The organism is Fulvivirga marina, assembly GCF_016775155.1.
Classification (GTDB): domain Bacteria; phylum Bacteroidota; class Bacteroidia; order Cytophagales; family Cyclobacteriaceae; genus Fulvivirga; species Fulvivirga marina.
Window position 1 is genome coordinate 10,734 of record NZ_JAEUGD010000067.1, and the last position, 15,140, is coordinate 25,873.

The window sequence follows — 15,140 nt, forward strand, 5'->3', positions numbered from 1 at the left end:
ATCATTTTTAAGTATTTTATCATATTCTCCGTTTATATAACATCAGCCTCCATATACTGGTCACCCTGCACAGCGCTAACCTTGCCAAATGCCCTTACATAGAAGTTTTTAATACTCGCTAAAACGTCTCCTCCTTCATTGATGATTTTGATATTGAACTTTTTAATATCAGCCTGAGATCTACCCTCAGCCTCCACCTTTTCTACATAAGCATAACAGGTATGTGACAACGGACGGAATATTTCTATTTCGTCAATTGCGAACGGCACATGTGGAACTGCTGACTCCATCTGACCGATCAATCCTGCTACAGTTTGTAAGGCTCCATCAACAATACAAGGGTGTAATATAAAACGATCAAAATCAGCTTTCAAATGATCTGCCAATTTTAGTTTAGACAATGCAAAAGATTCATTGACATAAAACTCATGCATAGTCCTGAATGCCAGGCCATAATCAAAGCCTACCTGCTTAAATATATCATAATAATCAGAGCCATTCTGAGGGGCTGGACATTGAGCCTTCAGCGCCTGCACCGAAATATTCTCAGTATGTAACGAAGGACTCATACTATTTTGGAAGAACAACTGACCTTCCGAATGCATTATTTTTTCATTCTCATCATCAAGAGAAGTAATTCTATATTCAATACCACTTCCATTAGGCTTTAACGATGTTTGAACAAACTGAGAGCCTGTTTTGAAACTTAACGGATGCGCCCAAACGATATCCCTGATCTTGCTTACTTTTTGCTCTCCTGCCAGGTTACCGCATATGTTTGCAATCTCTATAAACCCTGAACCGGGGAAGAGTTTTTCTCCATTAACCTGGTGGTCTACAGCATAGAAGGCGCTATCCAACAGCATGGAGCTAAAGCTAATTTCCCTCAAAGTAGATGAGTTATATGAAACCAAAGGATGCAACTGAGCATTCGCAGGCTCTGGAGCTGCTTTCTTCTCCATTTGATCCGTCACCCAGTATCTTTCTTTAGCAAACGGATAGGTTGGCACCGAAATTTTGCCTGGCTTATCCAGAGCATACAACGCTTCCCAGTCTACTTCAACGCCAGTTACCCACAATTGAGCCAGTTGCCCCAGCTCTCCTGTTTTGAAAAGGTTTTGAAGCTCTTCAGTTCTGTCAGGAGCTCTTCTCCTTCCCTGACGAGGATCCGTTTTTCCCTGATAGATATACTCTGAGTCCTTCCGCTGCTTCCAGTCTTTTAATCGATCAAGGAGCTCTGTTCTGTCTGATGCTACAATAGCCAGTCGCTCAGGCATTGCCTCACGACCAATTTGCAAGGTAAACGACAGATCGGCCAAGCTTACATGTTTTTCATTTCCTGCAAAGGTGAGAAGTCTGTCAACATATTCATTGAGTCTTTCTTCATTCTTTGCAGATAATGCAAACAGGTGAGGTCCTTTATCTTGATGTTTCTCCATGGATTTCGGTTTTTTATATTCCTCCAATATCAGACATGCATTCACCCCTCCAGCACCAAACGAATTGATGAGCGCTCTTCGCGGATAGCCGGGAGCAGGATTCCACGGAGTAAGTTGATGCTGTAGGTAGAAAGGCGACTCTTTGAACTCGATATTCGGATTCACCTCATCGGAATTAATGGTCGGTACTAGCTGTTGATGCTTCATTTGCAAGAGCACTTTGGCTACACCTGCTATGCCAGCAGCTGACTCAGGATGGCCTATATTGGCCTTAACAGATCCGACAGGAGCAAATTGTTTTTTCTTCGTCTGCTTTTGGAATGCGTTGGTCATGGCTACGATCTCAAGGCTGTCACCCAGCTGAGTTCCAGTGCCATGCCCTTCTATATAACTAATGGTTTCAGGATTAACATTAGCTTTGCGAAGCGTGTGCTCGATCAAATTAGCCTGAGCATTCGGATTAGGAGCAGAATATCCATTAGACCTTCCACTATGGTCATAGGCACTTCCCGTTACTACTGCGTAGATCTGATCATTGTCTGCAATGGCTTTGCTAAGTGGCTTCAGCAACACCGATCCAACTCCTTCGCCTGGCACAAAACCATCATCACCTGCACCATAGCTAAAGCACTTTCCAGTACGGGAGATCATACGATTTTTACAGAATGAGTGATACTTTGATGGGTGCAAGTATAAATTCACACCTCCTGCTACGGCCACCTGACACTCTTGTTTCCTTAGACTCTCGCATGCCAGATGTATGGCCACAGAAGATGATGAACATGCAGTATCTACGGGCATGCTTGGTCCATTGAAGTCAAACAAATAGGATACGCGGTTCGCAATAGACCAAGGGTGCGCACTTGGCGTAGTATTTCCCTTGCTCCATTCTTCTGATGCTAATAGGTTATAAGTATTGGTAGTAACCCCCACAAAAACCCCCACATTGGCGCTTTTGGCTTTAGGGTGTCGCTTTTTAAGGCTGTCTTTGGTATACCCGGCATCTTCTATGGATGACCAGACTGATTGTAGGAATAGCCTTTCCTGAGGATCTATTATTTTGGCTTCATCCGGAGTAATATTAAAAAACTCAGGATCGAATTTATCTACATCATTAATAAAACCTCCCCATTTACAGTAAATTTTACCCTCCTTAGCCTTTTCAGGATCTTCATGATAATAAGCTTCACTGTCCCACCTGGTAGCAGGCACCACCTCAGTCAGGTCTTTACCATTCTTAAGGTTTTCCCAGTATTTATTTAGGTCTTCCGATTGCGGATAGCTTCCATGCACTCCAATAATGGCAATCGGTTCAGTATCTTCATATTTATCTGTAGATGATACAGTCTCTCTGATCTCTACCTGACGATGCTCTACTACCTGTACTTTTTCTTCGTATCTGATGGTCTCCTGAACATCCTCTTCATCTACCTCTTGCTCTAAATTCAGGAAGCTGATCAGGGCCTCTCTTTCCTCCGCCACCATATAGGCTGCCAGTTCTTCTATCGTTGAATATTCGTAGAACAAAGTTTTAGGCAGAGCCCCAAGATCTCTCTCCAGGTTAGCATTGAGTTTGCTGATAACAATAGAATCGATACCGAAAGTTTCAAAACGCTCCACTGGATCAATGCGCTCAGGATCAAGCTTGATTTCTTCACCAATCAGAGCCTTCAGATAACCTTCTGTCAGCTCGAGAAGCATTTGTGGATCTATGGTTCTGGCCTGGGCAGGCTTACTCTTCTCAACCTCTACGGTTCCCTGTCCCATATATGGCTTGATCCTCGAGGATAAACCATAAAGCGGAACACCCTGCGACAGATCAGAGATCAAGAACTCTTCGAAGTATTGGACACCCTGATTGACAGGTAAAGGACTAAGACCTGCCTGTTTTTCAATCATAGCAACCTCCTCGTCAGAGATGTGCATTCCACCTTCTTCCCAGTAAGTCCAGTTGATGGATAAGGTTTTACCTTTGCGCTTTTGCTCCCTTACCAGGGTTTCTCTGTTTTCTGCAAATGAATCCAGGAAGTGGTTACCATAGGCATAATCGCACTGTCCAACATTACCCATTACTCCAGCAATTGAAGAGAATAGGACAAATATGTCCAGATCTTCATCTCTTGTAGCAAGATCAAGGTTAATGGTTCCGTAAATTTTAGGTGCCAACACTTTATCCATCTCTTCTCTTGATTTCCTGAGAATAAATGAATCTATATTAACCCCTGCACTATGGATCACTCCATTAACTTGTGAAAAGCGCGCTTTTGCAGATTTCACTACAGACTCCATATCTTCAAGACTGGAAGCATCTGCCTGTAGATAAAGTATTTCTGTACCATACGCCTTGAGTCGATCAAGTTTTTTCTCTTGCGCTGCTTTAAGCTCAGAGCGTCCGAAAACAACCAGATTACACTGGTAATTTTTAACCAGATACTCGCTGAAAACGAGACCTAATCCTCCTAACCCACCGGATACAATATAAACGCCATTCTGCTTAAGCGGCAACCTGTCCTGGCTGCGTTCCACACGAACAAACTGCGTCAATTCTCTGACGAATCTGGTATAGGCTTGTTTTTCGTCTCTGTATTTGTAGCGAATTTCATTTTTCTTCCAGTTTCCATCGTTAAATTCATCAGAAACGATTCGAACTTTTTCTTCTGTTGTCACCCTGCCTTCATCACCTTGCTGAACCTCCACAATTTTACCATGGTAGTGAGGGTTCTCCAAAGCTAACGTTTTGAAAAAGCCTCCCAGTGCAGCATTCAGAGCCGCAGAGATGCCTGCATTATTGAAGACAGATAAAATCTTAAGAGGTACCTGATGCTTTTGTGCCATCAGTGCCTTACACAAATTAAATAAGGCAAAAACGCCAGAATTGAGCTGTTTTGTTATGTCATCTGCTTTATCAGAATTCTCAAGCGCCAAAGCTTGGTGAACAATTCGGTAAGGAAGTTGGCTTCTCGAAGCAAGAGTTTCTACCAATTGGCCAAAGTGTGCTTCATTCTGCGGATCAAGGGTAAATACCGTTGACTCTATTTCCTGATAGTTGTTTCCTGGCTTTACTAAAATCAGAGGGCTAGACTGTTTCTGTCCATTTTTCATGGCTTGGTATAGCTCATCCGTAGTATCCAATACCAAAACAGAGCCACTCTCGGGAGTTTCTTCTTCTGTCGGACTCAGATTAAGCTCCACCCATTGAGGTTGATAGTGGAGCTTCCTCTTTTTCTCTTCTTCAGGCTGGTCATCCGTGTTGATCTCCTGTACGATGAATTGGTCAGTAGACAGGGAAAATGGCGGGGTCTTGATCCAATATCGCTCTTTGGCAAACGGATACGTAGGAAGTGAAACCCGCTTGGGCTGAGTATGCTGATAAAGCAAAGACCAATCTATTTCTCCACCTGAAATCCAAAGCTTAGCCAGTTTTTCTAGGTTTCTGGCCTCCATAATCACTTTTAGGTAGGCCCTGCCTTCTTCTCCTTCCAACAAAGCGCTCGCATCAGATGACGCTTTTTTAATATTGCCATGATAAATTCCTTCCAGCTCACTTGCTGATTTTTTGGAATCTTTCTCCTGCTGTCCGGCTAGCCATCGTCCTAGTTTTTCTTCAAGCTCCTGAGTACTGCTGGCTACTATTACCAGACGTTCATTCATTGGAGTTCTTCCTACTTGGGAGGTATAAACAATATCGGTCAGCGACGTGCCTTTATTATTACCCAGGAAGGTCAGCATTTTTTCAGCATATTTCAAAAGTCCATTTTGATCCTTCGATGAAAGAACAAAGGCCTGAGGTAAGCTTTGGGGCGTCTCTCTATCCTGTAGACTTAAGTCATTGTACTCTTCTATAATGAGGTGAGTATTAGAACCTCCTGCTCCAAAAGAGCTGATTCCGGCTCTTCTAGGATAGCCATCATTGCTGGTCCAATCAGTCAACTCCCGCTGCACGTAGAATGGCGAATCACTGAAATTGATGTTCGGATTCAATGTTTCTGCATGCAATGAGGGTACTAGTTGTTGATGTTTTAACTGGAGCAACACTTTGGTCACTGCTGCAATTCCTGCAGCTGATTCCAAGTGTCCAATATTTGACTTCACGGAACCTATCGGGCAAAATTGTTTTTTCTCGTTAGTATCTCCGAAAGCTTTGTTCAACCCTGTAATTTCAATAGGGTCACCCAAAGCCGTACCTGTACCGTGAGTCTCAATGTAGCTTAAGGTAGAAGGATCAATTTTAGCCTTTTTCAGCGACTCGATGATCAAATCACCCTGCGCGTTAGGGTTAGGTACAGAGTAACCGTTGGTTTTTCCGCCATGATTGATCACGCTAGACTTAATAACTCCGTAGATATGATCACCATCTTCTATGGCTTTGTCCAGAGATTTAAGTAGTACGGCACCTACACCTTCACCGGCTACATACCCATCGCCACCATCACCAAAACTTCTGCATCGTCCATCGCTGGCAGCAAAATTGCCTTGACTAAGGATCAGATACTTGTGAGGGTGTATCGACACATTGACCCCACCGGCAATAGCAGCCTCTATATCACCTTTCCTTATTTCTTCGCAGGCCTGGTGTATGGCTGTAAGAGACGAAGAACACATGGTATCCATGGCAATGCTGGGTCCATGTAAGTCTAAGAAATAGGACACCCTATTCGCTATTGAAGCATAGGACGAACCCGGCACAACAGCATTACCTGCCAACATGGCCTCTGCTCCGTAAAGCTGGTATTGACCATACATCACGCCAACGTAAACTCCAACTCGGCCCATAGCCGAAATGCCTTCTTTACTGTATCCGGCATCTTCAATAGTCTGCCAGGCTGCCTCTATAAAAAGACGTTCCTGCGGATCTATCAACTCTGCCTCTTTAGGAGATATGTTAAAAAACAAAGGATCGAATTTATCTACATCGGAAATAAATCCTCCCCATTTGCTATAGCTTTTTCCTGCCTGGTTACGCTTAGGATCAAAAAAGCGTTTGGTATCCCAACGATCCTCTGGAATTTCAGTAATACAGTCTTTTCCTTTTTTAAGATTTTCCCAAAACTCTTCTATGTTTTCCGACAGAGGGTACTTACCACTCAAACCAACAATGGCAACTTCCCTTCTCTGAGCTTGGGTTTCATTGCTATAGAAACGGTTACCTGAACGGAGGGTGGATATCACCGGTTGCTTCTTAGCTGTAGCCTGAGGTGTTGTCTCCGGAGCAGGTGCTGGTGTGTTACCTCCGACCTTCTCCAAAATGATCTGCGGATAGGATTTGGCAAGGAAACCGGCCAGGCTTTTTATAGTCTGATATTCGAAAAATAGTGTTTTAGAAAGAGAACCGAAGGTTTCTTCAAGCATACTGGTCAATTTCATGGCCAGTATGGAATCAATACCGTAATTCTCCAAAGGTGCTTTAGGATCAAGTTCGTTGGCCGGAAGTTTAAGAACTCCGGCAAATTCCTTGCGCAAATAAGCTACTGTTTTGTCCAGTAGACTGTTTGCATCTGCCTGGGCAACCGGTGCAGACTCGGCACTGATGGCACTTGGTTCTGGTGTGGCCTCTACATGACTGGCTTGATCAGGATGGAGGATGTTACGCATCTTCTTCAGATCACCTTCCATCACCAACATTTGGCCACACGACGATGCCAGGCTACCATAAAATGCCCTTATACCTGACGAAGCCTGCAAAGGCTGAATGCCAGTAGCCTGTTCCAGCATTTCTATATTTTTCTGGTCAATACTCAAATGACCGTCTTTCCACAACGGCCAGTTGATAGAAAGTGTTTGCCCATGTCTTGCTTTTTGATCTGCCAGCTGGTTACGGTAAAAAGCAAACTGATCCATAAATGCGTTAGCCGCAGCATAGTCTGCCTGCCCCACATTACCCATAGCGCCGGATAATGAGGAGAAAAGCACCATAAAATCAAGCTCAATGTCTTTGCTGGCCTCGTCAAGGTTAAACGTACCAGTCACTTTAGGCGCCAGTACCTTGTTAACCTCCTCTTTGGTTTTCTTCAGGATAAAGCTATCTGAAATCATTCCTGCACTATGGATGATTCCATTGAGCTGCTTGTTTTTCTTTTTGATTTCAGCTATAAGTGCCTTCACTTGATCCAGGTTATTGATATCAAGTTGCTTATATATCACCTGACTGGCATTTGCAGACAATTCAGTTAATACGGCCTGTTTTTCTTTAGTTAACTCAGAACGCCCGGTGAGTATTACCTTAGCTCCCTGGGTGTGCTGCAAAATCTCTCCGGCAAACAAAATTCCCAGAGCCCCCAAACCTCCGGTGATTAAATATACACCGTTGTCTTTAAGTACTGTTTTAGGGTCTGTTTCGCTTCCCAATATTTCATCCCATTGTAAAACATGAGCAGCCTCTGCTTCATATTTAATGAAAGACTCTTCCGGCCTTTGTTGCGCTTTTTGCAACTGGCCCGCTAGAGCTTCTTCATGGATACCAGACTCAGTAAGTATGACCTGACCTATGAGTTTAGGATTTTCCTGAGTGGCAGTTTTGAGCAATCCTGACAGTCCGGCAAAAAGTGCCTGTTCCTTATGGTTAGGCACAACAACCTGAACCAGTACTCTTCCTTCAGGTTTATCCTTAATAATCTTTTGTATATACTCGAAGCAAGCCACGACATACTCGTTGTAGCGTTCTGCTATATTTCCTTTAGGGGCAACGAGCTGCAAACAATTGCTGTTATCCATCCTGGATTTAAGCTCTGTTGCTTTTACACCTGATAGCTCACAAAGTATGATATGTTTTTGCTCAAATTTGGGTTCTACCGTTTCCGCTACCCTTTCAAATGGTGCCCATGTAGGCTTAGCCATTAGTGTACCTATACCTTTGCTCTGGACATCAACGCTAAGCTGTCTGGAAGACAGTCCTCTCATTTGAACACATACATTACCTTCCTGATCACACAGATCAATATCCAGTCTTGTTATGGCATCTGTAGGCTCGCTTCCTTTAGCGTAACGAACCCATGCAAACATATTTTCGGTTGCCGGGGAAATGATGCGAATGGTATCTAAAGCAAAAGGGACAGAGGGCTGTGAAGGAAGATCTTTAAGGTCTTCTAACAAGCCAAAAGCCGATTGCAACGCACTATCCATCAGGCTTGGATGCAGCATGTAATCATGTTGATCTGACGCCACAGCTTTGGGCAACTTTAACTCTGCCAGCAACTGTCTTTCTCCCTGATAGAGCGCTTTGATCCCTTGGTATGCAGGTCCATAGATTAGACCCATAGAATTAAATAATGGATACAGGCTCTCGGCATCTATTTTGCCTCTACCCATTTGCCCTTTGAGCTCTACTGTATCCAGTTTTTGTACGGTTTTATGACTGGTAAAACTGGCTACTCCCTGGCAATGGACAACATCCTGATCGCTGTCCCAGCTGGAAATTTCATAGTTAATCTGGTCGCCCCCTTTTACGAAAAGGGCTATATCCACCTGCTTATGCTGTTCTACCACCAATGGCTGAGCCCAGGCTGTATTGTGCAGTTCCAACATTCCATAACCCGGCTCTACACCGGCAGCTCTTTCCACTGCTACACGAGCCATTTCAAGGTAGGCCACTGCAGGCAAAACCTTGGCCGAATGTTCATCGCTGATTTTTACCTGATGGTCTGACAGGAAGAATTCTGTACCACTGAAAGTAGAGCTATAGCTCTGTCTGCTAAAATCTGACGTGTTGCTATGTAGCAAAGGGTGAAGTGCTGAAGTAGTCTTTCCGTTGATGGCACCCTGCCCGTTGATTTTTGTATCAATCCAATACCTGTCTTTGGCAAAAGGATATGCCGGAAGACTGATACGTTTAGGTTTATTTTCTCCATAGAACTTGGCCCAGTCCAGGTTCAGACCTTTAGCCCACAGATCCAGAAGTTTGGATAGCTTCCTTCGTGAAATCCACTTGTCTACAGTTTGCTCAAAATCACTGTCTGCGTTGAACAAAGACAGGGTATCACTATCCTGATCCGTTCGTCCCTGATAAGCATCTTCTATATCCTCTTCACCGTCAAGATAAGCCTGAAGTTTTTCGATTAGTTCATCAACAGTACTCACCATAAAGCCTAGACGAACATCCATGGCTTCTCTTCCCACCTGTAGCGTATAGGCCATTGAAGCAAGGTCAATCGCTCCTACTTCCTCTTCCTGCTCTTTGGTTCTGGCATTCTGAAGGAAATCATAAAGATCGAGCGCTTTTTGTCTAAGCTGTTCAGGTGTTCTCGCTGATAAAGGAATGATCACTTTTAAATCCGGGCTGGTAAGTGCAACAGCCTGATTTTCTTCAGCCGGAGCAACATATTCCTCAATAATAATATGAGCATTGGCACCACCAGCACCAAAAGATGACAGGCCTGCTAAACGAGGTACACTAACACCATCAATTACAGGTTGCTCCCAAGGTTTCAGTGTTTGATTGACAATAAACGGTGTCTTATCAAAATCTATATTAGGATTTAATTTCTTTGAATGCAAAGAAGGAACTATGCGCTTATGCTTAAGCTGTAGCAATACCTTAGTCAGGCCAGCAATGCCTGCAGCAGATTCGCAATGCCCTATATTGGATTTGGCCGAGCCTAACTGACAAAATCCTACATCCGATGTTTTGCGCTGGAACGCCTGGCTTAATGCTGCGATCTCAATAGGGTCTCCCAGTTTGGTACCTGTACCGTGAGCTTCAATATAGCTGATATGACGAGGGTCTGTATTGGTAGTTTCCAGTACATGACTGATGAGGTTAGCCTGCGCCTGTGGGTTAGGTACACTATATCCATTGGTCTTACCCCCATGGTTTAAGGCACTGCCTTTAATCACACCATAGATGTGATCTCCATCACGAACAGCTTCTGACAGTCTTTTCAAGACCACTATACCCACACCTTCACCAGGGATATAGCCTTCACCTCCTTCTCCAAAGCTCTGGCAATGACCATCGCTGGAAATGTACTGTCCCGCACTGATCACCAGGTATTTATTAGGGTGTATACTTACGTTAACACCACCGGCAATACCCAGGCTGGTTCTTCCCTCTTTCAAATCCTGACAAGCCAGGTGGATAGCAGTTAATGACGAGGAGCACATAGAGTCAACCGTCATACTTGGGCCGTGTAGATTCAATACATAAGATACTCTGTTGGCGATACTGGCATAGCTACCTGGAACACCCATTCTTTTTCCACTCTTACTCGCTTCAATACCGAAGAGCTGGTATTCGCTATACATGACGCCAGCATAAACGCCAACCTGTCCTGCCATTCCAAGATTGTGGGGTATCTGAAGACTGGCTTTGGTATACCCCGCATCTTCCATAGCCATCCAGGCATGTTGCAAAAACAGCCTTTCCTGAGGATCAAGTATTTCTGCTTCAAGAGGTGATATGTTGAAAAACAAAGGATCAAACTCGTCAACGCCCTCGATAAAACCACCCCATTTGCTATAGTGATGGCCTCCTTTGCTTCGGTCCTCGCTGTAATATTCGCGCCAGTCCCACCGGTCCTTAGGTACTTCTATGATACAGTCCTTTCCATCGCGCAAGTTATTCCAGTATGCCTCAATGTTGGCAGATTCTGGATAACGACCGCTCAAACCGATAATGGCAATCGGATCGGTATCCACTTTTCGTGCAGTATCCGCACCTACCTCAATATGGCGCTGGCGTCTAATCGATCTGGACTGTAATGGTTTAGCCTGAGTTTTAACAGGACTTTCTTTGGGTTTCTCAACCACTTTTGCTTCACTACTTTTCGTTGAAATAAAAAGTGAAGCCAGCTTGGCCGAATGTGATCTTATAAAGTAATCTGTAAGTTCACGTATAGTCTGATATTCAAAAAAGAGTGTTTTGGGCAGTGAACCAAAAGTTTTTTCCAGTTGATTGGTCAGGTTCATGGCCAAAATAGAGTCGATCCCATATTTCTCCAAAGGAGCATGTGGATCAATTTTATGTGCAGGGAGCTTAAACAACTCCGAAAGCTGCTTTTTGATGTAATCCTGGGTTTTCTCTTCCAGACTTCCTGCATCCATTTCAACAACAGGCTCCTGCTCTTCGGTATCCGCATGGCTGGCAGGCGATGATTCTATGATCTTTTCGGCAAAAAGTGCCTGGTGCAACTGCTGCAGATCACCCTCCATCACGAGCAATTGTCCTTGAGAGAGTTCCAGGCTTCTATAGAATGTGCTCAGGCCTGTCTCTGTACGCATAGGACTCATGCCCGTGCTCTGACGAAGAATTTCCTCTTTTGAAGCATCGATCTTCATTCCTCCATCTTGCCATAAAGGCCAGTTGATAGATACTGTTCTGCCTAATCGCTCTCCGGCATCTACCAGTTGATTACGGTAAACAGCAAACTGATCCATAAAGCCATTGGCGGTAGCATAATCAGCCTGACCGCTATTGCCAGTCATGGATGAAATAGAAGAGAATAAAACCAGGAAGTCAAGATCCACGTCTTTAGTAGCCTCATCCAGATTATAGGTACCTGTAACTTTGGGAGCAAGTACCTCATTGAACTCTTCAGCAGTTTTCTTCAGAATAAAGTTATCGGCAAGCATCCCAGCACTATGTATGATACCATGAAGCTGTTTATGTGCTTTCTTTATAGCAGTAATAGTCTGCTTTACCTCCTTTAGGTTGGTAACGTCCAACTGCTGATAGGTAAGCTGACCTTCTTCCGCTCCCAATTCGTTAATTTGCGCTTGCCTTTCCGCGGTTAGTTCGGATCTGCCTGTTAATATAATTCTGGCATTTTTTGTTTGTTGCAGGATCTCTCTGGCAAATACTTTACCCAAACCGCCTAAGCCTGCGGTAATCAGGTACACGCCATTATCCTTAAAGGCAATTCTGGATGAATTGTGGGCTATTTCCTCCCAGCCAAGTACCTTACGGATCTGCTGCTCATATTTTACGATAGCATCCTGCGGTCTGTCATAGCTTTCCTTCAATTGTGCCGCCAACTCTTCTGCCTTCACCTTAGGATCTGTAAGAATAACCTGACCGGTCAATAGGGGGTTTTCCAACGTTGCTGTCTTCAATATACCGGATAAAGCAGTAAAAACGGCTTTTTCCTGATCGCTGGTGGTGACTACCTGAATAAGTACTTTCTCACTGGGTTTATCCGCCAATATTGCCTTTACCTGTTCAAAACAGGCTCGCGCATATTCGTTGAACCGCTCAGCTATATTTTTTGTCTGCTTTGTCTCCAGGTGAATAACACGGCTTTGAGTAAGTATACCCTCAAGTTGTTTTTCTGTTACCTCAGGCACCTCACACATGAGTACATATCGCTGCGAGTAATTTACACTAGCAGCTTGGGATGCATCAACCTCGGTGGTATGCCAGGCAGGGGCAGCCAAGATAGAGCCTTTTCCTTTTCTGGGTTCTCCGGCTACAGCTATGTCTGTATGAAGTATGCGGGATGAAAACCCTCTCATTTGAACCGCTACAGTACCGTCTTTATGACAAAGGTCTATATCCAGTTTTATCACTTTATCATTGGACTTATTGCCTTCTGCATACCTCACCCAGGCAAACATTTCTGACTTGCAAGCCTCAAAGATCTTCAAAGACTCCAGGGCAAAAGGTAGAGATGGCTGATCAGGTATTTGATCCAGAGCTCCAAACAAGCCAATAGCAGCCTGTAAGGCACTGTCCATCATGCCTGGATGCAAAACAAAATCTTCAGTACCTGAACTGTTCAGGCCCGGTAGATTCAATTGTACGAGCAATTGTCCACTTCCCTGATAGATCGTTTTTATAGCCTGATGGGTGGGGCCATAATTTAGCCCTAACTTGGAGTATGCTGTATAAACAGGCCCTGACTCCAGTTTTCCCGACTGCATTTGTGCCTTGAGCTTATCAACGTCAAGCTTTACAGCTGCTGGTTTGTTAACTAAAACTGCCTGCCCCTGGCAATGGATCGTTTCACTGATGTCCCCATCTTCAACAACCTCAGTACTGTAAACTTCATATTGTATCTGGCCGTTATCTATTTCTTTCTCATCTGCAAACAAAGCGATAGTAACTTCCTTTGCATCTTTAACTATGATAGGTTGGGCCCAAATAACATTACGTAGCTCTATGACCGAACCCTGCTGTGCAGGCATGGCATTCTTGAAAGCAGTCCTGGCCATTTCAAGGTAAGCCACTCCTGGCAATACCTTCTGACCTTTGACTTCATGGTCTTTCAGAAAAAATTCATCACCACTAAAAGTAGAACTAAAGCTTTGCTGGCTTAAATCAGATGTATTGGTATGTAATAAAGGATGTATTACTGCCGGCTTGCCACTGGTTCCTGAACGATGGCTAAATTGCCTTATCAGATCCAGAGCATTTGCTTTTGATAGTCTCTTACTCTTCAGTTCTAAAACTACATATTCTATGAAATCAATCATTACAGTACTATCTATTGAGGTTGTTGTTGGTTAGTTAATGCTGAAATACGGGTATCGATTTACTGTTACTGGAAGGTCTTCGACGAAAGCGTTTCGCCTACTTCACAGGTTGATAAAAGATCATCCCGTTCTACTGTTTTTGTAAAATACATGACTGCCAGTTTATCCTGTTTGGCTTTAAATACCACCGCCGAATCTAGAGGAAAGGCCTGCTTGGCATCATACAACGGAAGATGAAGCACCTGCTCACATCCTTCCAGATCATGGCTTTCCTGAAAGTCGCTCCAGCTACTGATCAAGCTAACTTTACAGCTCAGGGCTTCTCCAAATTTAGGAAGAGGTCTTGCTGTAGTTGGTACAGGCAGACCCGCCATAAATGCCTTTCTGATACCCACAGGTGAGTGACTTGTATCATTGTCAAACAAAAGTCCTCCTGCATAGTTACCAGCATCGGTGCTACTAATATCTTTGACCCAGCTTCTCAGGTTTACCGCCATTATGCATATGCGGGCGTCAGTCACCTTGGCAAAACTTGAACTGATAATGTCATTAGTTGAAATATAATCAACACCTGAATGTCCATTAACCTGGTTTTTGGCCGAAGTGATCCTATCAGGTTCTATATAAAACCCATAGCATTTCGTCTTTTTGCCAAACAGAGCACCCTTTAACAAGTTCATAACAAAAGGGGCAGAATGGAAAAATTTGAAAGGCTTTTTGCCAACGATATCGGTCACTTTATTGGCGGCATCCTGCTTACGCCTCACTTCCAGTTGCTCTACGGGTCCATTGGAGAATAACTGGTTAAATATCTTATAATAAGTAAATCCATCAGCCGCTACATGTGAGATGGAAAAAATAAGTGCAAAGCCATTTTCAGCATGTATATCCGGCACTATGGTAAGACGAGAAACGATACCAGGCTTATTGATAAGCTGGTTTCCCTTTTCTACTATAGCTGTTTTGGCCTCTTTAAACAATTCTTCATACCCCATTTCTGAGCCAACCTTTACAGTGGCAGGGTTTGGGTGAAGTATCTTATTGATCTGTTCCTCAGATAGTGTATCTGATGGATATGCCAGCTGTAAATTTTTATGCTTTTTATTTTTGATCAACCGTCCGGCTAACCAAGGGTTAACCTTCACTATTTCCCTCAACCTTGCACGTATGAAATCCGTGGCCGGACCTCTGTCTCCTTTGTAAAATGTAATAGTGGTTATTCCGTTTTCTCCTTTTATGATCATGGATGATTCCTCATCCAACAACGGTATAATGGTTTCTTTTATACTTCGCATAGTT

2 protein-coding genes are annotated in these 15,140 nt (G+C 43.9%); both read right to left on the minus strand.

Annotation, left to right across the window (positions count from 1 at the left end; all coding sequences use genetic code 11):
• Positions 1 to 32: 32 nt before the first annotated feature.
• Complete coding sequence (locus tag JMN32_RS24810) at positions 33 to 13,841, minus strand: SDR family NAD(P)-dependent oxidoreductase (RefSeq protein ID WP_202859109.1); 13,809 nt, start codon at positions 13,839 to 13,841, stop codon at positions 33 to 35.
• Between the two features lie 65 nt (positions 13,842 to 13,906).
• On the minus strand, positions 13,907 to 15,136 hold the full coding sequence (locus tag JMN32_RS24815) for a hypothetical protein (RefSeq protein ID WP_202859110.1): 1,230 nt from the start codon (positions 15,134 to 15,136) through the stop codon (positions 13,907 to 13,909).
• Positions 15,137 to 15,140 lie beyond the last annotated feature (4 nt).

Coding starts and splice junctions, on each gene's coding strand:
- JMN32_RS24810 (WP_202859109.1), bottom strand. CDS start 13,841: ATGATTGATTTCATAGAATATGTAGTTTTAGAACTGAAGAGTAAGAGA.
- JMN32_RS24815 (WP_202859110.1), bottom strand. CDS start 15,136: ATGCGAAGTATAAAAGAAACCATTATACCGTTGTTGGATGAGGAATCA.